The organism is Nonomuraea sp. NPDC004702, from assembly GCF_053601695.1.
In genome coordinates this window covers 19691-42713 of sequence record NZ_JBSGCE010000037.1, presented here as the reverse complement: position 1 = coordinate 42713, position 23023 = coordinate 19691, and the positions used below count along the sequence as shown (strand labels likewise).

The 23023-nt window shown below is 73.2% G+C and carries 24 protein-coding genes; 13 read left to right on the top strand and 11 right to left on the bottom strand.

Going from position 1 to position 23023, the window contains the following annotated elements; translation table 11 throughout:
- Positions 1–10: 10 nt before the first annotated feature.
- From ACWEJ6_RS35450 to ACWEJ6_RS35440, 3 genes are all read right to left on the bottom strand, one after another.
- Positions 11–262, bottom strand: a complete 252-nt coding sequence (locus ACWEJ6_RS35450; protein ID WP_358302432.1) for a hypothetical protein — start codon at positions 260–262, stop codon at positions 11–13.
- Positions 263–350: 88 nt separating this feature from the next.
- Positions 351–587 carry a DUF397 domain-containing protein gene (locus ACWEJ6_RS35445; protein WP_352323675.1) on the bottom strand — a complete coding sequence of 79 codons (237 nt, stop codon included), beginning with the start codon at positions 585–587 and terminating at the stop codon, positions 351–353.
- A complete protein-coding gene (locus tag ACWEJ6_RS35440) occupies positions 588–1409 on the bottom strand; it encodes a helix-turn-helix domain-containing protein (protein WP_352323686.1) in 822 nt (273 codons plus the stop codon).
- Positions 1410–1641: 232 nt separating this feature from the next.
- Between ACWEJ6_RS35440 and ACWEJ6_RS35435 the strand changes: the two genes are divergently transcribed.
- Both ACWEJ6_RS35435 and ACWEJ6_RS35430 read left to right on the top strand, forming a co-directional pair.
- Positions 1642–2136, top strand: coding sequence for an ATP-binding protein (locus ACWEJ6_RS35435; protein WP_387665912.1), 495 nt, complete (start codon positions 1642–1644; stop codon positions 2134–2136).
- Positions 2137–2213: 77 nt separating this feature from the next.
- Positions 2214–4631, top strand: coding sequence for a helicase-associated domain-containing protein (locus tag ACWEJ6_RS35430; RefSeq protein WP_452429442.1), 2418 nt, complete (start codon positions 2214–2216; stop codon positions 4629–4631).
- Here ACWEJ6_RS35430 and ACWEJ6_RS35425 read toward each other — a convergent pair.
- Positions 4625–5635, bottom strand: coding sequence for an ABC transporter substrate-binding protein (locus ACWEJ6_RS35425; RefSeq protein WP_452429440.1), 1011 nt, complete (start codon positions 5633–5635; stop codon positions 4625–4627). The genes ACWEJ6_RS35430 and ACWEJ6_RS35425 overlap by 7 nt on opposite strands.
- Positions 5636–5786: 151 nt before the next feature.
- On the opposite strand from ACWEJ6_RS35425, the gene ACWEJ6_RS35420 reads away from it, so the two are divergent.
- Genes ACWEJ6_RS35420 through ACWEJ6_RS35410 form a run of 3 tightly spaced genes read left to right on the top strand, consistent with a single transcriptional unit; the run spans position 5787 to position 8646 of the window.
- The gene (locus ACWEJ6_RS35420) at positions 5787–6839 is read left to right on the top strand and encodes a FecCD family ABC transporter permease (protein ID WP_452429438.1); all 1053 of its coding nucleotides are present in this window, start codon (positions 5787–5789) and stop codon (positions 6837–6839) included.
- On the top strand, positions 6836–7843 hold the full coding sequence (locus tag ACWEJ6_RS35415) for a FecCD family ABC transporter permease (protein ID WP_452429436.1): 1008 nt from the start codon (positions 6836–6838) through the stop codon (positions 7841–7843). The genes ACWEJ6_RS35420 and ACWEJ6_RS35415 overlap by 4 nt, the downstream gene beginning before the upstream one ends.
- Positions 7843–8646: an ABC transporter ATP-binding protein gene (locus ACWEJ6_RS35410; protein WP_452429433.1), complete on the top strand. Its 804-nt coding sequence runs from the start codon at positions 7843–7845 to the stop codon at positions 8644–8646. Before ACWEJ6_RS35415 ends, ACWEJ6_RS35410 begins: the two co-directional genes overlap by 1 nt.
- 15 nt (positions 8647–8661) lie before the next feature.
- Here ACWEJ6_RS35410 and ACWEJ6_RS35405 read toward each other — a convergent pair whose 3' ends face one another.
- Positions 8662–9300 carry a TetR/AcrR family transcriptional regulator gene (locus ACWEJ6_RS35405; protein ID WP_452429431.1) on the bottom strand — a complete coding sequence of 213 codons (639 nt, stop codon included), beginning with the start codon at positions 9298–9300 and terminating at the stop codon, positions 8662–8664.
- Positions 9301–9337: 37 nt separating this feature from the next.
- Here ACWEJ6_RS35405 and ACWEJ6_RS35400 point away from each other — a divergent pair, with 37 nt between their 5' ends.
- Positions 9338–9655, top strand: coding sequence for a rhodanese-like domain-containing protein (locus ACWEJ6_RS35400; protein WP_352323684.1), 318 nt, complete (start codon positions 9338–9340; stop codon positions 9653–9655).
- A gap of 19 nt (positions 9656–9674) precedes the next feature.
- Here the strand turns inward: ACWEJ6_RS35400 and ACWEJ6_RS35395 are convergent, their stop codons facing one another.
- Complete coding sequence (locus ACWEJ6_RS35395) at positions 9675–10928, bottom strand: ArgE/DapE family deacylase (protein WP_452429428.1); 1254 nt, start codon at positions 10926–10928, stop codon at positions 9675–9677.
- 67 nt (positions 10929–10995) lie between these two features.
- Between ACWEJ6_RS35395 and ACWEJ6_RS35390 the strand changes: the two genes are divergently transcribed.
- A complete protein-coding gene (locus ACWEJ6_RS35390; protein ID WP_452429426.1) occupies positions 10996–11907 on the top strand; it encodes an endonuclease/exonuclease/phosphatase family protein in 912 nt (303 codons plus the stop codon).
- A gap of 75 nt (positions 11908–11982) precedes the next feature.
- The gene (locus tag ACWEJ6_RS35385; RefSeq protein ID WP_357700902.1) at positions 11983–12303 is read left to right on the top strand and encodes a GroES family chaperonin; all 321 of its coding nucleotides are present in this window, start codon (positions 11983–11985) and stop codon (positions 12301–12303) included.
- Here ACWEJ6_RS35385 and ACWEJ6_RS35380 read toward each other — a convergent pair.
- Both ACWEJ6_RS35380 and ACWEJ6_RS35375 read right to left on the bottom strand, forming a co-directional pair.
- Complete coding sequence (locus ACWEJ6_RS35380; protein ID WP_452429424.1) at positions 12298–13227, bottom strand: hypothetical protein; 930 nt, start codon at positions 13225–13227, stop codon at positions 12298–12300. The genes ACWEJ6_RS35385 and ACWEJ6_RS35380 overlap by 6 nt on opposite strands.
- Positions 13228–13299: 72 nt before the next feature.
- Positions 13300–13755, bottom strand: a complete 456-nt coding sequence (locus ACWEJ6_RS35375; RefSeq protein ID WP_352327238.1) for a TIGR02611 family protein — start codon at positions 13753–13755, stop codon at positions 13300–13302.
- Positions 13756–13904: 149 nt separating this feature from the next.
- Between ACWEJ6_RS35375 and ACWEJ6_RS35370 the strand changes: the two genes are divergently transcribed.
- The 3 genes from ACWEJ6_RS35370 (at position 13905) to ACWEJ6_RS35360 (ending at position 17235) form a co-directional block, all read left to right on the top strand.
- Positions 13905–14810 carry a phosphotriesterase family protein gene (locus tag ACWEJ6_RS35370; protein WP_358302470.1) on the top strand — a complete coding sequence of 302 codons (906 nt, stop codon included), beginning with the start codon at positions 13905–13907 and terminating at the stop codon, positions 14808–14810.
- Between the two features lie 272 nt (positions 14811–15082).
- Complete coding sequence (locus tag ACWEJ6_RS35365) at positions 15083–16384, top strand: sensor histidine kinase (RefSeq protein WP_452429421.1); 1302 nt, start codon at positions 15083–15085, stop codon at positions 16382–16384.
- Between the two features lie 200 nt (positions 16385–16584).
- Positions 16585–17235 carry a response regulator transcription factor gene (locus ACWEJ6_RS35360; RefSeq protein WP_352353595.1) on the top strand — a complete coding sequence of 217 codons (651 nt, stop codon included), beginning with the start codon at positions 16585–16587 and terminating at the stop codon, positions 17233–17235.
- A gap of 48 nt (positions 17236–17283) precedes the next feature.
- On the opposite strand, the gene secY is transcribed toward ACWEJ6_RS35360, so the two are convergent.
- A complete protein-coding gene (secY, locus tag ACWEJ6_RS35355; protein WP_352353596.1) occupies positions 17284–18573 on the bottom strand; it encodes a preprotein translocase subunit SecY in 1290 nt (429 codons plus the stop codon).
- Positions 18574–18658: 85 nt separating this feature from the next.
- Here secY and ACWEJ6_RS35350 point away from each other — a divergent pair, with 85 nt between their 5' ends.
- The gene (locus ACWEJ6_RS35350) at positions 18659–19303 is read left to right on the top strand and encodes an AAA family ATPase (RefSeq protein ID WP_452429418.1); all 645 of its coding nucleotides are present in this window, start codon (positions 18659–18661) and stop codon (positions 19301–19303) included.
- Here ACWEJ6_RS35350 and ACWEJ6_RS35345 read toward each other — a convergent pair.
- Positions 19228–19848 (bottom strand): TetR/AcrR family transcriptional regulator, encoded by a 621-nt coding sequence (locus tag ACWEJ6_RS35345; RefSeq protein ID WP_452429416.1) that lies wholly within the window; start codon positions 19846–19848, stop codon positions 19228–19230. The two genes, ACWEJ6_RS35350 and ACWEJ6_RS35345, sit on opposite strands and share 76 nt — an antisense overlap.
- Positions 19849–19900: 52 nt before the next feature.
- On the opposite strand from ACWEJ6_RS35345, the gene ACWEJ6_RS35340 reads away from it, so the two are divergent.
- The gene (locus ACWEJ6_RS35340) at positions 19901–22174 is read left to right on the top strand and encodes an excinuclease ABC subunit UvrA (protein ID WP_452429414.1); all 2274 of its coding nucleotides are present in this window, start codon (positions 19901–19903) and stop codon (positions 22172–22174) included.
- Here the strand turns inward: ACWEJ6_RS35340 and ACWEJ6_RS35335 are convergent.
- Positions 22083–22862, bottom strand: coding sequence for a putative hydro-lyase (locus ACWEJ6_RS35335; RefSeq protein WP_452429412.1), 780 nt, complete (start codon positions 22860–22862; stop codon positions 22083–22085). The genes ACWEJ6_RS35340 and ACWEJ6_RS35335 overlap by 92 nt on opposite strands.
- Positions 22863–23023 lie beyond the last annotated feature (161 nt).

Genomic DNA, 23023 nt, shown 5'->3' with positions numbered 1-23023 from the left:
AGGATAGCGATCAGGTCAGCGCCTGGGAAGGCCGCGGCCCCCTGCCGGTCAGCCACTCCAGCACCCGGCGGTGCCCGGAGGCGGCGTCCTCGAAGTGGCCCCAGTGCCAGTAGCGCGGCTGGTCGCGCAGGCCGGTCACCCAGGTGCGGTAGGAGATGGCGGCGCCCGCGGGCGCCACGCCGTACGTGCGGACCACGACCTTGCCGCCCGGCGCGAGCAGCACGTCGTCGGCGATCGGGTACAGGTTCATCCGGTCGAGCATGTACGACATCCTGACCTGCGGAAACTCCCCGCCGGTTACGCCACCGGCGCGCCCCCGTTAAGGGAGCGCGCCGGAGGTGAACAGGCTGTTACACGAGGAGGCCGTCGAACTCGCCGTCCTTCGCGCCGAGCACCAGGGCCCGGATCTCGTCGCGGGTATAGATGAGAGCAGGACCGTCGGGGAAGCGCGAGTTGCGGACCGCGATCCCTCCGTCGGGAAGCTCCGCGAGCTCCACGCAGTTGCCCTGCGAGTTGCTGTAGCGGCTCTTGCGCCAGGCGACCTGGGTGAGGTCGGCCGCGGGCATGCCGTTGTAGGTGTGGTTCATCTACATCTTTCTGAGAAGACCGCCGATGAGCTCGACGGTGCCCCCTGGCGTGGTGCTTTCCACGCACAGTTGCTCCATGGCGGTGAGGTACGGGTCGATGTCCTCACGTTTGTCCAGGTACAGGGCACCCCAGAGCTGCTCGACGTAGACAACGTCCGACAAATCGGACTCGGGAAACCGCAAGATGCTGAACGCGCCCCCCTCGGCGGCGTGCTTGCCGAACCTGAAGGGCATCACCTGGAGGGTGATGTTGGGCAGGGCGGCGACTTCCAGCAGATGCTGGAGCTGCTCGGACATGACCTCTCGCCCGCCGATGGTCCGCTTGAGCGCCGCCTCGTCGATGACGGCCCACAGCTTGGGGCCGTCCTTCTGGGTGAAGCGCTCCTGGCGCTGCATGCGCATGTGCACGCGGCGCTCGATCTTGTCCGGACTCGCGTCGGGATTGCCGAGCTGGAAGACCGATCGCGCGTACGAGGCCGTCTGCAGCAGGCCGGGCACGAACTGCACCTCATAGGTACGGATCACGCTCGCGGCCTCCTCCAGGCCCACGTACGTCGTGAACCACGAGGGCAGCTCGGCGGAGTACTTGTGCCACCACCCGGGGGTGTTGGCCTCGCGGACCATCTCCAGCAGGGCACGGCGTTCGGCATCGTCGACGACGCCGTACAGGGTGAGCAGGTCCTCCACGTCACGTGTCTTGAACCCGACACGCCCGAGCTCCATCCGGCTGATCTTGGATTCGGACGCCCGGATGTGGAACCCGGCCTGGCCGCGGTCGAGCCCAGAGGCCTCGCGCAGGCGCCTGAGGCTCGCACCCAGCATGATGCGCCGAACGGTCGAGCCGGAGCCGGGCGGATCAATGGACACGTGCTGCTCCTTGTGTCGTTTCCTTGAAGACACAGTCTGTCACTTGGCGGCCGAAAGATCATGGGCCGCGGACAAGATCCCCTTTCCCCCATATTGACCATCTGAGGAGAACCGTAGCGGTTGCACGAGTTGTCTGCACGTGCATTCGCTCTTGCACCTGCACGAGAGATTGCCGCAGAATGATCACGTGCAATCCACCACGGCGTCCGGCCAGTGGACCACGTTCGACTGGTGGCCGCCCGTCGGCTGGTGGCCGGAGGCGGCTCGCGATCTCCTGGTGACCGGCCCGTCCGCGAGCGCCACGTACGTGCTCCCGCCCACCGCCTCCTCGGTCCACTCCGCGCGCAGCTTCACCACGGGGACCCTGTCCGGCTGGGGGCTCGGCGAGCTGGCCGAGAACATGGAACTGGTGGTCTCCGAGCTCGCCACCAACGCCCTGCGCCACGGTCTGCGCCTCGACGAGCCCCACTGCCAGCGCCCGGTCCACATGTCCCTGGTGCGCCGCGGCTCGCTCGTCACCAGCGCGTTCACCGATCCCGGCACCTCGGTGCCCGTGCTGCGATACCCTGGCCCCCTTGACACCGGCGGCCTGGGTCTCCACATCGTCGAATCACTCAGCCTCCGCTGGGGGTGGTCGGCACTCGCGCCCCACGGCAAGATCGTCTGGGCAGTCCTCTCCTGAGAGAGGGGTGCTCTGCACTACCGTGGATGGTCATGGCTCACGGTGAGTCCCACGCGACCCCATGAGAGTGCTGACAGATGGAAGATCACCTGCTCGGCTGGCTGCGCACACTAGACGAAAACCGGCTTGCCCGCATCCTGGCCAACAGGCCCGACGCCATCGCGCCGCCCTGGCCCCGCAGGCTCGACACGCTGGCCCAGCGCCTGGGCAACGGCTTCGCCGTCATGGAGGCCATGCGGGGGCTGCCGCTGCCCGCCCTGCAACTGGCCGAGGCGGGCCTGACCATGAGCCGGCCGACGCCCGAGGGGCTGGCCGCCTTCCTCGGCGTCCCGGGCCGGACGGTGGCCCCCTGGCTCGACCATCTGTACGACCACGCGCTGGCCTGGCCCGACGCCGACGGCGTGATCCATCTGGCCGAGGGCGTGGCGCGCTGGTGGGCGGCGCCGCTCGGCCTCGGCGAGCCGCTGGAGCACTACCTCAACTCCTGGACGATCAGCAACGACGCCCTGCGCGCCCTGGCCCGCGTGCTCGGCCTGCCCGCGCACGGCAACAAGCGGCGCACGATCGCCCGCGTCATCGAGCTGCTGTCCGACCCCGGCCGCCTCGACCGGCTGACGGCCACCGCCCCCGACGGCACGCTCGCGCTGCTCGGCCGCCTCGCCTGGGACGGCCCCGCCCGCGACGTCGACGGCGGCCGGTTCGTCACCCCCGGCACGCCGGAGAAGTGGTGCGCCGACCACGGCCTGCTGTTCCGCCCGAGCTGGCACGTCGCCGAGATCCCCCGCGAGGTGGCGCTGTGCCTGCGCGGCCCCGCCTACCATCCGCCGTTCCAGCCCGAGGCGCCCGAGGTGGCCTCGATCCCGGTCGACCCCGAGGAGGTCGACCACCTGATGACGCTGGCCGCCCCGCACGTGGTCGAGCGCTGCGCGGCCCTGCTCGACAACACCTCCAAGACCCCGCTGCCGCTGCTCAAGACCGGCGGCGTGGGCGTGCGCGAGGTCCGCAGGGTGGCCAAGGAGACCGGCTGCGACGAGGACGAGACCCGCCTGCTGCTGGAGGTCTGCGCGGTGGCCAGGCTGCTGGCCTGGGACGAGCAGTCGGGCGGCATGATCCCCACCGAGCGCTTCGACCGCTGGCGGCTCGACGAGGGCTCGGCCCGGCTGCGGGTGCTGCTGTCGGCGTGGTGGCGGATGGAACGGTCGTCCCTGCGCAAGGTCGACGGCAAGTACGCCACCGTGCTCGGCGACGACCCCTCGGGCAGCGCGGTGGCCCGGGTGCGCAGGGCCGTGCTGGCGGCGCTGGCCCATCTGCCGGCCGGCACCGCCTTCGCCGACCGCGACAGCCTCGTGCGCAACGTCCACTGGCACGCCCCGCTGCTCGACCAGGCGCTGCTGGCCGAGTGCGCGCCGGCCGTGCTGGAGGAGGCCACGCTGCTCGGCCTGCTGGCCAACGGCGCGCTCACCGACCTCGGCCGCGCCCTGGCCGGGCTGACCGCCGACCCCGGCGACGAGAACGACGACGCCGTCCCGCAGGTCGAGCACGATCCGGTGCTGGCCGAGGCGTCCACCAGGGCGCTGGCCAGCGTGCGCAGGAGCGCGCTGTTCGGGCCCGACCTCACCGCGGTGGTGACCGGGCCGCCGTCGGCCGAGCTGGCGGCGCTGCTCGACCGGGTGGCCGAGCGCGAGTCGCGCGGCGCGGCCTCGGTGTGGCGCTTCACCACCGAGAGCGTGCGCGGCGCGCTCGACCACGGCTACGACGCCGACGAGCTGCTCGACGAGCTGGCCACGGTCGGCACGATCCCGCAGCCCCTTGAGTACCTGGTGCGCGACACCGCGCGCCGGCACGGCGAGGTGACGGTCTCCACGGTCGGCTGCGTGGTGCAGGCGGGCGACACCGCGCTGCTCGCCGAGATCGCCGGGCACCGGCGGCTGGCCCGGCTGGGCCTGCGGCTGCTGGCTCCCACGGTGCTGATCAGCGCGGCCCCGGCCGAGCGCACGCTGGCCGCCCTGCGCGAGAACGGCTACTCCCCCGTGCCCGTCTCCGACACCGGGGAGATCACCATCCACCGGGCCAGGGCCGAGGAGCCGCACAACGGCAAGCTGATCCTGCTGCCCGGCGGGCAGGTGGCCGAGCTGTCGGAGTTCACGCCCGGCTCGCAGCCGCACGCGCCGTACGTGATCGCCGAGCCCGCCCCCGACCCGCACGAGCACGCCCGCCGCCTGGTCGCGGCCGGCCGGGACGACTCCGGCAAGCACGGCCGCACCTGGGCGGTCATCGGCAGGATGGCGACCAGGCTGCCGACCGCCCAGCAGTCGCTGCTCGGCTTCGTCGTCGACCGTGGGGTGCGGGCGGCCATCACGCTGGCCGACGGCCTCACGGCCACGATCAGCCACGGCGAGCTGCGCGCCGGGGCGCTCGACGCCTGGTGCGAGGAGGCCGGCGACTACCTGGAGTTCCCGCTCGCCGAGATCGTCGAGGTGCGCGGGGCCTACTGAAGCTTCCTGGCCTTCTTCAGGTTCGCCACCAGCTCCTCCAGGAACGTGGCGTAGCCCTGGTAGCTGAAGGGGGCCTCGGCCCGCCACGGGTAGAACTGGCCCGCCTTGACCGCCGGGAGCTTGGCGAAGGTGGGCTTCTTCAGCATCTCCTCGGGCTTGAGCGACTGGGTACGGGTGTCGTAGAGGATCACGTCGGCGTCGTAGGTGTCGGCGTTCTCCCAGCTCAGGGTCTGGAAGAAGCCGCCGTCGTCCACCTTCGCGGGCTTGACGACGTCCAGGCCGTTCTCGGTGAGATGCACGATGTCGGGGTACTCGGGCGGGTTGACGACCCACATGGCGTCGGCGCCGCCGGACATCATGAGGATCTTGAGGTCCTTGAAGGCGGCCAGTTCCTTGGTCGCGGCCTCCATGCGGGCCTTGGCCTCGGGCACGCCCTGGAGGTCGGCGCCGAGTGACCTGGCCAGCTCCTCGTACTTGCCGATCACCTGGGTGGCGCTGCGGCCGGTGAGCATGACGCCGGCGGTGGGGGCGACCTGCTCGATGGTCTCCTTCGACTTCGCCGGCACGTACCAGAGATCGCCCTTGACGTACATGCTGCTGACCAGCAGGTCGGGCTGGAGGGAGATGTACTTCTCGACGTTGAACTCGTCCCAGACGTTGCCCAGGCCCTCGACCCTGGCGATGTCGACGTTGCCGACCTGCGGGTCCCTGGATCCGTCGGCGAGCTTGTGCGGGCCGAAGACGGCGACCGGGCGCACGCCGAAGTCCCACAGCGCGGCGGCGGCGCCCACCTGGGCCACCACCCGGGACGGGCGCTTGGGCAGGTCCAGCTTCCTGTCGCGGTCGTCGGTGAACGTCCAGCCCTGCGCGGCGGGCGCGGCCGAGGCGGTCGCGCCGCCGTCGCCCGCCGCCCGGGTGCCGCCGCAGGCCGACAGTGTCAGGGCCGCCGCGAGCCCTGCCGTGGCGGCCAGGAAGCCTCTGCGCGCGAATACCGGTCCCGACATGTCCAGCTCCTAAGGTTAGGCTTGCCTTCTTACGGAGACATTAGATTAGCCTTGCCTAAGTTTGACCGCTACGAGAGGGGGTCGGGTGCGCCCGGCTGAGGACACGGCTGAGGACACGGCTGAGCCCGCCGGCGGGCGTCCGGCGGGGACCGTGGAACACCGATCCGGTGCCGCGGCGGTGACCGGGGAGGGGCCGCGGCCGCGCCGGTCCGCGTCCGTGCTGGTGAGCGGGCTGGTCGTGACCGCGGGGGTGCTGGCGCTGGTGGCGATGGCGAGCGTGGCGCTCGGGGCGCGGTCGGTGCCGTTCTCGACGGTGATCGACGCGCTGCTCGCCCCCGACGGCTCCAGCGACCACGTCGTCATCCGCGAGCTGCGCATCCCGCGCATGCTGCTCGGCATCGGCGTCGGCGCGACGCTGGGCCTGGCGGGGGCGCTCATCCAGAGCCTGACCCGCAACCCGCTGGCCGACCCGGGGCTGCTCGGCATCAACGAGGGCGCCGCGCTCGGCGTCACGCTCGCGCTCGGCCTGTTCGGCCTCTCCGACCCCGCCGTGTACGTCTGGTTCGCCTTCGGCGGCGCCGCGGTGGCCTCCGTCGTCGTCTACGCGCTGGCCGCGGCCGGGCGCTCCGGCGCCGGACCGGTACGCCTGGCGCTGGCCGGGGTCGCGCTCGGCATGGTGTTCACGGCCGTCGCCTCGGCGATCCTGCGCATGGACGCGCAGACCTTCGACCGGATGCGGTTCTGGCTGACCGGCTCGCTGGCCGGGCAGAACGCGGACACGCTGGTGCGGCTGGCCCCCTTCATGGTGGCGGGGCTGGCGCTCGGGCTGACGCTGGCCAGGCCGCTCAACATGCTCTCGCTCGGCGACGACGCCGGGCGCTCGCTGGGCGTCGCGGTCGGCAGGACGCGCGTCCTCACCGGCGTGGCCGTCACGCTGCTGTGCGGGGCCGCGACCGCCGCCGCCGGGCCACTGTGGTTCGTCGGGCTGGTCGTGCCGCACGCCGTGCGCGCGCTGGTGGGCGGCGACCAGCGGTGGGTGCTGCCGTACTCGGCGCTGGCCGCGCCGGTGCTGCTGCTGGGCGCCGACGTCGTCGGGCGGCTGATCGCGCGTCCGGGAGAGGTGCAGGTGGGCATCGTGTGGGCGGTGATCGGCGCGCCGATCTTCATCCTGCTGGCCCGGCGCAGGCGGGTGGCGGCGCTGTGACCGTACGTCTCGGCCCCTGGTCCGTACGGCTCGCGCCCCGGTCCCTGCTCGTCTGCGCCGCCCTCGTGGCGGTCGGCTGCGGGGTGGGCGTGGCGGCGATCGCCACCGGCGAGTTCACCGTCTCCGTGCCCGACATCCTGGACGCCCTGTTCGGCCAGGGCACGCCGGTCGCCGAGCTGATCGTGAGGAGGCTGCGGGCCCCGCGCGTGGTCACCGGGCTGCTGGTGGGGGCGGCGTTCGGGGCGGGCGGCGCGATCTTCCAGAGCCTGACCAAGAACCCGCTGGGCAGCCCCGACTTCATCGGCTTCACCGCCGGCGCCTCGACGGGCGGCATCCTCGCCGTCGTCGCGGGCGGCTCGGCCATGACGATCGCGGGCGGCGCGCTGGCCGGCTGCGTGGTCACCGCCGTCCTGGTCTACGCGCTGGCCTTCCGGCGCGGCGTGCAGGGCTACCGGCTGGTGCTGGTCGGCATCGGCGCGAACACGCTGCTGCTGGCGGTCAACAACTACCTGCTGACCAGGGCCAACATCAACGACGCGGCCACCGCGGGCGCGTGGCTGACCGGCAGCCTCAGCGGGCGCGGGTGGGACCACGCGATCCCGGTCGCGGTGGCGCTGGCCGTCCTGCTGCCGGTGTGCGCGCTGGTGGCCCGGCCGATGCGGATGATCGAGATGGGCGACGACGCGGCCCGGGCCATGGGCGTCAAGGTCGAGGCCGTACGGGCCGCGGCCATCACCGCCGGGGTGCTGCTGACCGGCGTGGCCACCGCGGCGGCCGGGCCCGTCGTCTTCGTCGCGCTGGCCGCGCCGCAGATCGCCCGCCGGCTGACCCGCTCCCCCGGCGTCACGATGGGCGCCTCGGCGCTCATGGGCGCGGTGCTGCTGACCGCCTCCGACCTGGTCGCCCAGCGGCTGCTCGCGCCGACCCAGCTTCCCGTCGGGGTGGTCACCGCCGCCGTCGGCGGCACGTACCTCGCCCTGCTCCTGCGAAAGGACCGTCACTGATGGTTGACCACCGCCTGTCGGGCACCGGCCTCACCCTCGCCTACGACCAGCGCGTCGTGGCCACCGAGCTCAGCGTGGCGATCCCGGACGAGTCCTTCACCGTGATCATCGGCCCGAACGCGTGCGGCAAGTCCACGCTGCTGCGCGCGCTGGCCAGGATGCTCAGGCCCAGGAAGGGCGCCGTGCACCTGGACGGCAGCGTGATCACCGCGCTGCCGTCGAAGGAGGTGGCGCGGCGGCTGGGCCTGCTGCCGCAGAGCTCGATCGTGCCCGACGGGATCAGCGTGGCCGACCTGGTGGCCCGCGGCCGCTACCCGCACCAGCGGCTCATGCGCCAGTGGTCGAGGGCCGACGAGGCGGCCGTGGCCGAGGCCATGCGCGCGACCGACGTCGCCGGGCTGGCCGACCGGATCGTGGACGAGCTGTCCGGCGGGCAGCGGCAGCGGGTGTGGCTGGCCATGGCGCTGGCCCAGGAGACGCCGATCCTGCTGCTGGACGAGCCCACCACGTTCCTGGACATCTCCCATCAGATCGAGGTGCTCGACCTGTGCGCCGACCTGCACGAGGCCGGCCGGACCATGGTCGCCGTGCTGCACGACCTCAACCAGGCGTGCCGGTACGCCACCCACCTGATCGTCATGCGGGCCGGCGAGGTCGTGGCCGAGGGCGTGCCGGCCGAGATCGTCACGCCCGAGCTGGTCCACCGGGTGTTCGAGCTGCGGTGCGAGATCATCCAGGACCCGCAGTCGGGCACGCCGATGATCGTGCCCGAGGCGCGGCGGCGGGTGACCGCCCCCGCCTGAGCCAGACCGCTTGAGCTAGACCGGCTGGGCGAGGGCGGCGGCCAGGGCCGTGATGCCCGCGGTCGCGCGCTCACGGCCGTACTCCTCCCGCAGCACCCCGGCCGCCTCCGCGCCCATCGCGGCCAGCAGGGTGTGGGCGAGCACGTCGGCGTCGCCGCCGGGCCGGGCCTCGGCCAGCAGGATCGCGACGTGGCGGTGCCAGAAGCGGTAGGCGCCGATGCGGTAGCGGGCCCCCGGGCTCGCCGTCTCGGACATCCGCACCAGGTCCAGGTGGGCGTAGAGGTAGTCGAGGTAGGCGGCCGTGAAGGCGGTCAGGCGCTCGGCGGCCGGAGCGCCGGGGCCGACGGGCGGCGGCCCCGACAGCACGCGCTCTTGCAGGGCGCGTTCGCGGGCGTCCAGCAGCGCCACCGCCAGCCCCGACTTGTCGCCGAACCGGCGGAACAGCGTGCCCTTGCCGACGCCCGCCTCGGCGGCGACCGCGTCCATCGACACGGCCTCCACGCCCTTCTCGGCGAACAGCCGCGCGGCGGCCGCGAGCACCTTCTCCCTGTTGCGGGCCGCGTCCGCGCGTTCCCTGACCGGTTTGCCGGTCAGCAGCTCCAGCGGCTCGCTTGACGAACCGGACTGCGGTCCGTTAGGTTCCTGGCCATTCACACATCCGGACTCTAGTCCATTTCGCTCGGAGGCCACAATGACCATCACCCGCGAGGAGCTGCACGCCCGTCTGGGCAGCGTGACCGTGCTCGACACGCTCGGCGGCTCCTACTACGCCCAGCAGCACCTGCCCGGGGCCGTCGCCCTAGTGGAGAGCGAGGTCGCCGAGCGCGCCGCCGAGCTGCTGCCCGACAAGGACGCCACCATCGTCACCTACTGCTCCAACCCCGCCTGCGGCAACAGCAAGGCCGTGGCCAACCGGCTGACCGCGCTCGGTTACACCGACGTGCGCCGGTACGTCGAGGGCATCGAGGACTGGGTCGGGGCCGGCCTGCCGGTCGAGTCGTCCCTGTGACCGTCGTACCGGGAACTGCTCACAGGACGCCGCAGCGGCGCACCGCGAGCAGCGCCAGCGCGCGGGTGACCTCGCGCAGCTCGGCCAGCTCGACCTGCTCCCTGGGCGCGTGCGCGAACCGGACGTCCCCCGGGCCGTAGTGCAGGGTCGGGACGCCGCCCGCCGCGTACAGGCGCAGGTCGCTCCCGTACGGCGCGGCGGCCTCGGCCGGACGGCGGCCCGCGACGTCGGCGACGGCCTGGTTGACCGCGCCGAGCAGCTCGTGCCCGGCGGGCAGCCGGCCGCTGGCGAACTGGCCGCCCGGCCAGGTCACCGCAGGCGGGTTGTCCCGCAGCCACGGATGGCCGGTGGAGGCGACGGCCTCCTCGAAGGCCGCCCGCGCCGCGGCCGGGTCCTCGTCCAGGCGCACGCCGAGGCGTCCCTCGGCGACCAGCAGGTCCGGCACGGTGCTCGCCCAGTCGCCCGCCCGCACGGTGCCGACCTCGATGGGGTACGGCATGGGGTTGGCGCCGAAGAGCTCCGGCACGTCCCGGTTGCGTTCGGCCTCCAGGCGCCTGATCGCCTCGAACACCGGCCAGAAGACCTCGATCGCGTTGACGCCCTCGTACCGCGTGGCGCCGTGCGCGGCGCGGCCGGCGATCTCCAGCCGGAAGGTCTGCGCGCCGGCGTTGGCGGTGATGACCGCGCCGCTGGTGGGCTCGGTGATCACCGCGGCCTCCGCCGTGTGGCCCCTGGCCAGGGTGGCGAACGCGCCGAGGCCGCCGTCCTCCTCGCTGATCACGCAGTGCACCGCGAGGGGTCTGGCCAGGCGCACCCCCGCCCGCTTCAGCGCCCGCACGACGGCCAGGTTGGCCACCAGGCCGGCCTTCATGTCGCAGGCGCCCCTGCCGTGCAGCACGTCGCCGGTGATCCGGGCGGCGAACGGGTCGCTGCCCTCCCACTTGGCCAGGTCGCCGGTCGGGACGACGTCCACGTGGCCCTGGAGGGCCAGCGCCGGCACGCCCTCGCCCTCCGTCACGGCGACGACGCCGTAGCCCTCCTGCCTGGGGGCCTCGGTGCCGGGGAAACCGGCGCGCGCGGTGAGGTCGGCGAGGTCGAGTTTCCAGACGTCCACGTCCAGGCCGGCCTCGGTGAGCAGGCGGGCGAAGCGGTGCTGGAGGTCGGACTCAGCGTCGGTGCCCGTGACGCTCGGGACGCGCACCGTCTCGGCCAGCAGGCCGACGGTCTCCGCCTCGTCGATGGCGTTCAGGACCCGGGCTTCCACGTCGCGCATGCAGCACACTTTCTCACGCCGTGAACGCCTTTCACGACATATGGCGATACAGAACGTGCGTAGCTGGATGAGCTGGATCGCGGTGACGCCGTTCACCGTCTGGGCGGCGGTGCGCCTGAGCGGGTTCGAGCCGGACTGGCCCTGGGTGCCGGTGGTCGCGTTCACGCCGCACGCGGCGGTGGGGGCGGCACTGGGCCTGGTACTCGCCGGGCTGCTGCGACGGTGGGCGGCGGGGGCGGTCGCGCTGGTCACGGTGCTGGCGCTGGGCGTCGCGGTGCTGCCCCGCGCCCTGCCCGACCCCGCGCCGGCCGCCCACGGCGCGCCGCTGCGCGTGCTGGCCGCCAACCTGCTGGTCGGCACGGCCGACGCGGCCGAGCTGACCGCGCAGGTCAGGTCGCTGCGGCCGGACGTGCTGACATTGCAGGAGTTCACGCCCGTCGCCGAGCGGCGGCTGGCGGCGGCCGGGCTGCGCGAGCTGCTGCCGTACGCGGCGACGTGGCCCGCCAAGGGCGTGGGCGGCTCGGCCGTGTACGCCCGCCATCCCCTCACCGCCGGCGAGCTGATCGAGGAGGGCGGGTTCGGCCAGGCCACGGCCGTGCTGACGTACCCCGGCGGGGCCCGGGTGGAGATCGTCTCGGTGCACCCGTGCGCCCCCAAGCGGACGGGGAGGCAGCCGTGCTGGCTGGCGGGGCTGGAGCGCCTGCCGCGCGGCGGCGGACGGCTGCGCGTGCTGGCCGGCGACTTCAACGCCACCCTCGACCACCTCCCGCTCCGCGAGCTGCTGGCCGCCGGCTACCGCGACGCGGCCGACGCCATGGGCCGCGGCCTGTCCACGACGTGGGGCGGATGGGGGCCGCTGCCCGGCGTGACGATCGACCACGTGCTGGCCGGCGACCGCATGGCGGTGCGGGACTTCCGGGTGCTCGCGCCGGTCGGCAGCGACCACCGTCCGGTGTACGCCGAGCTCCTGCTGCCGTGACCCGATCCCCGGGAAAGGCGGGACCTGGGACGACCGCGGGATTCCGGAGCTGCGGCGGCTCGTAAACTGTGACCCGTGGAAGCGCCCAAGTTCGAGATTCAGATGCTGCACGACCGGGTGATGATCCGGCTGGAGCAGGAGGCCGAGGAGCGGCGCAGCGGCTCCGGGATCGTCATCCCCGCGACGGTCAAGATGGCCAACCGGCTGTCGTGGGGCGAGGTCTGCGGCGTCGGCACGAACGTGCGCGCGGTCAAGGTGGGCGACAAGGTGCTGTTCAACCCGGAAGACCAGTTCGAGGTCGAGGTGCACGCGCGGGTCTACCTCGTCATGCGCGAGCGCGACCTGCACGCGGTGGCCACCCAGGAGACCGACCACGGCACCGGCCTGTACCTATGACACCCGGGTCCTGGCGAAGTTGACCCACAGCTCGGCGGCCCAGGTGGCGGCGGGCACGTCCGCGAGCACCCGCGTCGTCCGGCCGGTCAGGTCGAGCACCGACAGGCGGCGGCCCTTCCCTTCCGTCGTGACGGCGATCAGGTGGGTGTCGTCCCACCAGCCGAACAGGGCCGCCGGCTTGACGGCCACGCGCTGGGCGATCGCGCCGGTGGCCAGGTCGACCAGGCACACCTGCTCCTTGAACCGCGAGGGGCACCACGTCGTCAGGCGTTTGCCCGAGGGCGCGTAGGAGTCCTCGGGGCCGGTCGGCAGGCCCACGTCCGCGTACGTGCGCAGCACCGCGCCGTCCGTGGGGCGGTAGACGCGCAGGCCGGTGCCGTACATGCTGACGAGGTTGCCGTCGGGGCTCCACCAGAACCCGGCCTTCCGGGCCAGGCCCGCGACGCGGACCGTGCTCGCGGTGCCCGCGCGCACGTCCACCACCGTGAAGCCGAGCACCCGCCACGTCCCGCCGCTCTTCTGCTCGACGGTGAGCGCGAGCTTCCTGCCGTCCCTGGACCAGGAGGCGTAGGCGGCCGTCATGGGCTTCTTGACGGTACGGATCCGCGCGGTCTTGCCGGTGGCCCGGTCGGTGACGACCACGGAGTCGTAGCCCGCCCGGTAGGACGACGGCACCCCGGCCGTCAGGCGGCCGTCGGGCGAGACCGCCACCTCCGACAGGCCCTTCTGCCGGGTGAAGGCATCGCCGGTGACGGCGCGCAGGTACGTGCGGCCGGTGCCGAGGCCGTACGCGCTGAGCCGTACCGGGTCGCCCGATTTCTCGTGATATTTCATGCCGCCGGTTTCCGGCAACGTCAGGTCGGCCCGAGCGGCGGCCGGGGCGAGGAACGTCAGCGACAGCGCGACGGCGAGGTGAGCGAGCACGCCCGCAGAATAGGCAGGGAAAGGCGGCGATTCCGGGAACGATACCGACCCGGTCTGAAAGCCCCCGCGGAACTAGACGAAACGCTGGGCGATCTCCAGCAGGTCGATGCCGAGCGTCAGCATGCCGAAATAGACGATCACCGCGGCGGCGGCCACGGTCACCAGCAGCACGAGGATGCGCACCGTCCAGCCCTGCCGCTTGTACCACTGCGTCCAGGCGTGCAGCGTCTGCTTGCCGAACTCCAGCACCCGGTGGGCCCAGTGGAACTCGGTGGCCAGCACCGCCAGCCCGGCGAACACCACGAGCCAGCCAGGCCCGGGGAACGGCACCATGATCAGGCCGCCGACCACCATCACCGCGCCGATGACGCCGACCACGATCTTCAGCGTGAGCGCGCCCGCGCGGGTGGACCGTATGCCGTCGAGCCGGCCCTTCAGACCGCCGCGGCGGGCGGGCATGGCGGAGCGGTCGGCGGCCTCGTCCTTCATCACGTCGGCGTCGCCCGTCTCGGAGTTCTGGATCGGCACGTCTCCCCCGTGTCGTCGGCTGCCTCTCAGGATACGGCCCACATTGGCAGGAACACTTGCAGACCACTAGCAGGCCGCCAAACAGGACGAAGAGTAAAATTTCCCGCCAGAAGTAAGGGTATTACGGCAACTATCGGTTAATGTCGGCTATGCCCGAGGTCATCCTTCGCACCGTCACCGGCCCGATCCGCGCGGCAGCGGTGAACGGCGCCGTACTCCCCCACGAGCACCTGCGCAACGACATGCGCTGGGCGGTCGGCATCGACTCCGACCCCCACCGCTGGCTCGACGAGGAGACCACTGTCACCGCGGAGCTCCGCGAGCTGCGCCAGTCCGACGAGCTCAACCTGGTGGTCGAGCTCACCTGTCTCGGCATGGGCCGCGACGCCGCCGCCCTGGCCCGCATCGCGGCGGGCAGCCGGGTGCCGGTGATCGCCTCGACCGGCTTCTTCGCCCAGCCGTTCACCGACGTCGGCGACGAGGACGTCGAGCAGCTCACCCGGCGCCTGATGACCGAGATCTCCAGCGGCGTGGACGGCACGGGTGTCTTCCCCGGCGTGATCGGCGAGGTCGGCAGCTGGGGCGCCGAGCCCACCGCCCGCGAGGAGCGCTGCCTGCGCGCCGCCGCCCGCGCCTCCCGGCAGTCGCGCCTGCCCGTCGCCACCCACGGTCAGAACGCCCCGGCGCTGCTGGAGATCCTGCTCGGCGAGAACCTGCCCGGCTCCCGCGTGGCCGCCGGCTACTCCGGCGACCTGGGCGGCGCCCGCAAGATCGCCGAGGCGGGCGCGTACGTCAGCCTCAGCGTCCTGGCGCTCGGCCCCGACCAGGCGGCCAGGATCGCGCTCGGCCTCATCGAGGACGGCCACGCCGACCGCCTGCTCCTCAGCACCGGCCTGAGCCGCGTGGCCCAGGTCCAGCGGTACGGCGGCTGCGGCTACGCCCACCTGTTCCACAGCCTGCTCCCCCGCCTGCGCGAGGCCGGCACCGGCGAGGACGTCATCCGCCTGATCACCCACGACAACCCCCTACGCTGGCTCACCGACGGCATGCGCTGACCCGGGACCCCGCCCCGACACCGGCTGACCAACCGAACCCCGCCGTCCCAGCGCCGGCTGGCCGACCGAACCTCGGTCCCTGCGCCGGCTGGCCGACCGAACGCTGAGCCCGACGGGCGGGCAGTCCCTCGTCGAGGGGCGTGTGCAGGCCCGAGGGGCTGATCCGGGCCCTGTCGTCAAGATCGTCTCGGGGCGGCCGGGCGGGCGGTGATCGGACCGTGCCGCCCAGAACTCGCTAGGATCGGGGCGACACGAGCCTGGCCGGGTGGGGGATGGTGAGCGAGCACACGCAACGCGGCGGGCGCCTGCGCAGGTCGGTCGCGGCGCTGTCGCGCCTGAGCCGGGCGGGTGACGTCCCGGTCGTCGTCATGCTGGCCTGGGCCGGGTGGCTGGCCCTCCCGTGGTCGTTCAGCGGCCTCGCGCAGGCCAGGGCCGCGGCAGCGGCGGCCGCCGCCGACGCCGAGCCCCCGCCCTCGTCCCACGCCTCCGACACCGCCCCACCGCCGTCCGCGCTCGCCTCGCACACCGCGTCGTCGTCCGCGCTCGCCTCCCAGAGCACGCAGGCGTCCGCGCTCGCCTCGCACACCGCGTCGTCGTCCGCGCTCGCTTCCCATTCCTCGTCGCCGTCCGCGTTCGTCCCGGGTGTGCCCGTTGGTGGGGGCGGGGCGTTGTGCGGTCTGGGGGCCGGGGAGGCGGCTTGGGGGCGCGGGGCCTGGCCGGTGGGTGCGGCGTGGGGGATCCCGGCGCCCGCGGTCGCCCATCCCGCCGCCACCGTTCGTCCCGCCCGGCCCGCCGCCGCCGACGATGCCTCCGCGACCGCCACCCCGCACACGCCGGACGCCGTCCCGCACACAGCGGAGACCGTCCGGCACACAGCGGGGGCCGTCACGCACACGGCGGACGCCATCCCGCAGACCGTCCCGCACGCGGCGGAAATCGTGTTCGGGCAGGCGGACGTCGTGCTCGGGCGGTCGGGGGCCTTCCTCGGCAAGGCCGAGGTGGTGGCGGCCGAGCGGGCGCGGATCGCCGGGGAGGTGCACGACGCCGCCGGTCACGGGCTCGCCGCCATCGCCATGCAGGCGGGGCTCGCGCTCGTCGTCCTCGACGACGACCCCGAGCAGGCACGGGCCTCGCTCCGGGCGATCAGGGAGACCAGCACCACCGCCCTGGCCCACCTGCGCGCCGCGCTCGACGGCATCGACCCGCCGGCCGCCGACCTGCCCGGCCTCATCGCCGGCGTACGCGCCGCGGGTCTGCCGGTCGACGTCGAGCCCACCGATCCCGCCGTGCCCGCCCACCTCAAGGACGCCGTCTACCGGGTGGTCCGCGAATCCCTCACGAACGTGCTCCGGCACGCCGGCCCGACCAGGGCCTCGGTGCGCCTGGCCGACGGCCCGTGCGCGTTCGTCCTGGAGGTGGCCGACCGCGGCGCGGGCTGGAACGGCGCCGCCGAGGGCCGCGGGCTGGCCGGGATGCGCGCCCACGTCACCGAGGCGGGCGGCCGGCTCATCGCCGGGCCCCGCGAGGGCGGCGGCTTCCAGGTGACCGCCCGCTTCCCCCGGTACGAGGCATGACCGCCCCCGGCCCAGGCCCCCACCCCCCAGGCCCGGACGCGCACACCCCCGGCCCAGGCCCCCACCACCTAGGCCCAGACGCGCACACCCCCGGCCCAACCCCACTGCAGACAGGCCCGGACGCGCACACCCCCGTCCAGACAGGCCCGGACGCGCCCGCCGCCGGCACAGCCGTGCCCGGTACGGACGCCGGGGGCCGCGTGATCAGGGTGGCGGTCGCCGACGATCAGGCCGTCGTGCGGATGGGGCTGCGGGCGCTGCTGGAGCGGGAGCCCGGCATGGAGTGCGTGGGCGAGGCGGCCGACGGCGCGGCGGCGCTCGACCTGATCCGCCGCACCCGTCCCGACGTGCTGCTGCTCGACATCCGCATGCCCGGCACCGACGGCCTGTCCGCGTTGCGCGCCGTGGCCGCCGATCCCACGCTGGCCGGCACCCGGATCGTCGTGGTGACCACGTTCGCCGTCGACGAGTACGTCTTCGCCGCCCTCCAGGCCGGGGCGAGCGGATTCGTGCTCAAGGACAGCGCGCCCGACGAACTGGTCAACGCCGTGCGCGTGGTGGCGGCGGGCGAGGCGCTGCTGTCGCCGTCCATCACCAGGAAGGTCATCGGCCTGTTCGGCCGCGGCGGCGCCGAGCCCGTCGAGGGCCTGGGCACGCTCACCCCGCGCGAGCGCGAGCTGGTGGCGTGGGTGGCGACGGGCCGGTCCAACGACGAGATCGCCAGGGAGCTGGTGATCAGCCCCGACACCGTGCGCACGCACGTCAGCCGGGCCATGGTCAAGCTGCGCGCCCGCGACCGGGCCCAGCTCGTGGTGTTCGCCATGCGGGCCGGTCTCGCGCCGCCGGTCTGAGCCGGGCACGCGGCCCACCGGAGGAAACCCCCCTGCCGGGCACGCGGCCTACCGCAGGAAGCCCTCGTAGTTGCGCTGCTGGAGCTGGGCCTCGATCTGCTTGACCGTGTCCAGCCCGACGCCGACCATGATGAGCACGCTGGTCCCGCCGAACGGGAAGTTCTGCTGCGTGCCGGGGTCGCGCAGGATCGCGAACGCCACCAGCGGCAGCAGCGCCAGCACGCCGAGGTAGACGGCTCCGGGCGCGGTCAGCCGCGACAACACGTACGCCAGGTAGCGGGCCGTCGGCGCGCCCGGCCGGATCCCCGGCACGAACCCCCCGAACCGCCGCATGTTGTCGGCCACCTCGACGGGATTGAAGGTGATCGCGACGTAGAAGTAGGCGAAGGAGACGATCAGCAGCACGTACACGCTCATGTAGAGCGGATGGGTCCCGGCGGTCAGGTTGCGCGAGACCCAGGCGCCCGCCTCCGCGCCGAGCAGCGGCGCGGCCAGCGTCGGCACGTAGAGCAGCGACGAGGTGAAGATCACCGGCACGATCCCCGCCTGGTTGACCTTGAGCGGGATGTACGTGCTGCTCCCCCCGTACATGCGCCGCCCCACCATGCGCTTGGCGTACTGGACGGGCACCCGCCGCTGGGCCTGCTCGACGAACACCACCGCCGCCACCAGGCACAACCCGGCCGCCAGCATCACCGCGAACCCGAACGGGGTGAGCACGAAGATCTTCGCCATGTACCCCGGGAACACCGCCACGACCTGCGTGAACATCAGGATCGACATGCCGTTGCCGATCCCCCGGTCGGTGATCAGCTCGCCCATCCACATGACCACGCAGGTGCCAGCGACCATCGTCGCCACGATCACCGACACCGCGAGCAGCCCCTGGTCGCGCAGCAGCGGACGGGCGCAGCCGGGCAGCAAGTTCCCCGAGCGGGCCAGGGTGACCACGGTCGTGGCGTTCAGGACGGCGAGGCCGACGGTCAGGTAACGGGTGTACTGGGTGATCCGCGCCTGCCCGTTGGACCCCTCCTTCCTGAGCGTGTCGAGCCGCGGCACCACGACGGCGGACAGCTGCAGGATGATGCTGGCCGTGATGTACGGCATGACGCCCAGCGCGAACACCGACAGCTGGAGCATCGCGCCGCCGCTGAGCATCTGCATCATGTCGAAGACGCCGCCGCTCGCCGAGCCCACGCACTGCCGCACGGCCACGACGTCCACGCCGGGCGCGGGCATGATCTGGCCGAGGCGGAACAGCACGATCAGCCCCAAGGTGAACAGCAGTTTCCTGCGCAGCTCCGGCACCCGGAACGCTCTGGCGAAGACGGTCAGCATGAGCAGGAAGTCTGTCCGCGGGCGCGCCGGACGTCGTCCGCCCAGGCGAGGCACCCGTGTACGCAGATCCGCGTAGGTTGGGCGCATGACGACCGTGTGGGTGATCAGCGGGCCGCCGGGGGCGGGCAAGTCCACCGTGGCGGCCGAGCTGCTGGCCCGCCTGTCGCCGGTGCCCGCCCTGCTCGACAAGGACACCGTCTACGGCGACCTCGTCGCGGAGGTCCTGCGGGCCCACGGCCGCGACCAGGGCGAGCGCGAGGGCCCCTGGTACGACCGGCACGTCAAGCAGCACGAGTACACCGGCCTGACCAGGATCGCCGCGCAGATCCGCGGCCACGGCTGCCCGGTGCTGCTCGACGGCCCGTTCACCGCGCAGGTGCACGACGCGGCGCGCTGGGCGCGGTGGGTGGCGGAGCTGGGCGGCCCGCCCGTGCGCCTGTTGTGGGTGCGTTCGGACGGGCCGACGCTGCGCGCCCGGCTGGAGGCGCGCGGCCTGGCCAGGGACGCGGGCAAGCTGGCGGCCTTCGCCGACTACCTGCGGAACATCCGGGTGGACGAGCCGCCCGTCGTGCCGCACCTGGAGATCGACAACCGGCGGGGCGCGCCACCGATCGGCGACCAGCTCACGGCGGCGGGTACACCGCCGCGGCCAGCTCACGGCGGCGGGTACACCGCCGCGAACACGGCCGGCAGCCGGGGGACGAGCCGGGTGAACCGCCCCTCCTCGTAGGAGGCGCCCGGCTCGTTGCTGAGCTGCTGGGACACCGGCCCGGCGATCAGGCTCGCGGCCAGGGCCAGCCCCTCCTCGCCCGCGGCGTCGGGATGCAGCTCACCGCGCCCGACGGCGGCCCTGATCAGCTCGGCGAAGTGCTCGTGGACGGCCAGCGCGGGCGCGTACGCCTCGGGCGAGGGCGCGAACCCCGGCACCGGCCGCCAGAACATCAACTGGGCCAGCACCTGGTTCTCCATGATCCACCGCGCTCCGGCCTCCAGGGACGGCCCCATGGCGGCCAGCCCCGGCTCATGCGGCTCGGCCCCCCGCCGCACGGCCGCCAGGTAGCCCTCCTGCCCGCGCCTGAACAGGGCGTCGTAGACCGCGTGCCGGGACGGGAAGTACTTGTACAGCGACGGCGGCTGGATGCCGAGCCGCCTGGCCACGGTCGCCAGGCTCAGCCCGGCGACGCCCTCCTCCGCCATCACGTCGAGGGCGATGCCGAGGATCTCGGCCTGCGTCTCGGCTCGCCGTCGTGCTCGCCGGTCGGGAATGTCAGCCACATGGATTAGCTTAGGCTATAGGTAGTAGCCAAAGCTATTGGGGGTGTGGCACGTGTCGCGCGACATCGAGCTGATCGGCCTGCGGCAGAACAATCTCAAGGACGTCTCGCTGCGGCTGCCCAAGGAGCGGCTGACGGTGTTCACCGGCGTGTCGGGGTCGGGCAAGTCCTCGATCGTGTTCGGCACCATCGCCACGGAGTCGCAGCGGCAGCTCAACGAGACCTTCAGCGCGTTCGTCAGGAACCGGCTGCCCAAGCACGAGCGCCCGCGCGCCGAGCGCATGTCCGGCCTGACCGCCGCCGTGATCGTGGACCAGAAGCCGGTCGGCGGCGGCGCCCGCTCGACCGTGGGCACCATGACCGAGGTGCACGCGATCCTGCGGGTGCTGTTCTCGCGGCGCGGCGAGCCGTCGGCGGGGCCCGCGACGGCGTACTCGTTCAACGACCCGCAGGGCATGTGCCCGGTCTGCGACGGTCTGGGGAAGAAGGTGGAGGCCGACGTCGGCAAGCTGCTCGACGAGGACCTCTCACTGAACGAGGGCGCGATCCGCATGGCACCGCCCGGGTCGTACGTGTGGCAGCTCTACGCCAGGTCCGGGCTGTTCGACCCGGACAAGCCGTTGCGCGGCTTCACGCCGCAGGAGCGCGACCTGCTGCTGTACGGCGGCGGCTTCAAGGTCAGCCGTGGCGAGTACACCAACACCTACGAGGGGCTGGTCACCCGGTTCGAGCGGATCCACCTCAAGCGCGACCTCGACCAGCTCGACAAGGCGGCGGCGCCGTACGTGCGGCAGGCCACGTGCCCGGAGTGCGGCGGCCGGCGGCTCAACGCGGCCGCGCTGGCCTCGCGCATCGACGGGCGGTCCATCGCCGACCACTGCGCGATGGAGGTGACCGACCTCATCGGCGTGCTGGAGGGCCTGGGCGACCCGGTGGCGGAGGCGGCGGTGGAGTCGTTGCGCCGGATCGACGCCATCGGTCTCGGCTACCTCAGCCTCGACCGCGGGACGCCGACGTTGTCGGGCGGCGAGGCGCAGCGGCTCAAGACCGTGCGGAACCTGGGCAGCAGCCTCACCGGCATGACGTACATCTTCGACGAGCCCAGCGTGGGGCTGCACCCGCGTGACGTCCACCGGCTCGGCGACCTGCTGGTGGAGCTGCGCGACAAGGGCAACACGGTGCTGGTCGTCGAGCACGACCGCGACCTGATCGAGCTGGCCGACCACGTGGTGGACATGGGGCCGGGCGCGGGCGCGCGGGGCGGCCGGGTCGTGTTCGAGGGCACGGTGGCGGCGCTGACGTCCGGCGGCACGCTGACCGGCCGCATGCTGCGGCGGGTCACCGGGCTCAAGGACGCCGTGCGCGCCCCCGCCGGCTGGCTGACCGTCGAGGGCGCGAACGCCCACAACCTCAAGGACGTCACCGTACGCGTGCCGCTCGGCGTGCTCACCGCGGTCACCGGGGTGGCCGGGTCGGGCAAGAGCACGCTGATGCGCCAGGAGCTGGTCGCCCGGCACCCGCACGTGGTGCTCATCGACCAGTCGGCCATCGGCGGCTCGCCGCGCTCGACCCCGGCGACGTACCTCGACGCCATGGACCCGCTGCGCAGGCTGTTCGCCCAGGCGAACGGGGTGCGGCCGGGCATGTTCAGCTTCAACTCGGCGGGGGCGTGCCCGGTGTGCAAGGGGCGCGGCGAGATCAGAACGGACCTGGCGTTCATGGACCCGGTGACCCGGGTGTGCGACGCGTGCGGAGGCAGCCGGTACAGCCCGGAGGCGCTGTCGTACACGGTGGAGGGCCGCACGATCGCGGACGTGCTGGCGATGACGGCCGAGGAGGCCGCGGGCCTGTTCGACCTGCCGGGCATCGGCGGGCTCGGCGAGCTGGGGCTCGGCTACCTGACCCTCGGGCAGCCGCTCAGCACGTTGTCCGGCGGGGAGCGGCAGCGGCTCAAGCTGGCGCACCGGATGCGCGAGCGCGGCCAGGTGTACGTCTTCGACGAGCCGACGACCGGGCTGCACATGGCCGACGTGGACACGCTGCTGGCCCTGCTCGACCGGCTGGTGGACGGCGGCGACACGGTCATCGTCGTCGAGCACGACCTCGACGTGGTCAAGCACGCCGACTGGGTCATCGACCTCGGCCCCGAGGCCGGCCGGCACGGCGGCGAGGTGATCTTCGAAGGCACCCCGGCCGAACTGACCGAAGCATCCACCTATACCGCGAAATATCTGGTCAAGTCGCTCGATAGTCGTCGTCCCGGACGTCCAGCACGGCCATGTGACCGGGCAGATGACCGATCGCGTACTCCACGCCGCTCGCCATGACCGCCGCCTGCGGCGTCACCCCGCAGGCCCAGAACAGCGGCACGTCCCCCGGCCGCAGCTCCACCGGGTCACCGAAGTCGGGGCGCCCCAGGTCGGGCACGCCGATCGCGGCCGGGTCGCCCACGTGCACCGGCGCGCCGTGCACCCGCGGATACCTGCCGCTCACCTCGACGGCCCGCCGCACCAGCTCCTCCGGGACCGGTCGCATCGAGACGACCAGCGGCCCCGACAGCGAGGCGGTGGACTCGCACGGCACGTTCGTGCGGTACATCGGCACGTTCCTGCCCTGCTCCAGGTGCCGTACCGGGACGCCGGCGGCCAGCAGCGCCGCCTCGAAGGTGAAGCTGCAGCCGATGAGGAACGGCACGAGGTCGGCCCGCCACTGCCCGGTCACCTCGTCCAGGTCGGCCACGGGCTCGCCGTCGCGGTAGAGGCGGTAGCCGGGCAGGTCGGTGCGCAGGTCGCCGCGGAACAGGGTGGTCGACCAGGCGCCCGGCTCGCCCACGTCCAGCACGGGGCACGCCCGGGGGTTGCGGTGGGCGAACAGCAGCAGCTCGTACCGCAGGGCGGCGGGCACGGCGATCAGGTTGGCCTGCGTCCAGCCGCGGCACCAGCCCGCGGTGGGCACCCGTTCGCCGACGCGGAAGCGGGCCCGCGCCTGCGCGGGGGTCAAGGTGGCGACGTCCACCTCTCGACACTATGGCGACCGCCGCACACGGTCCACAACGCACCCCACCACAGCGACCGCCGCACGCGGTCCACAACGCACCCCACCACAGCGACCGCCGCACGCGGTCCACAACGCACCCCACCACAGCGACCGCCGCACGCGGTCCACAACGCACCCCA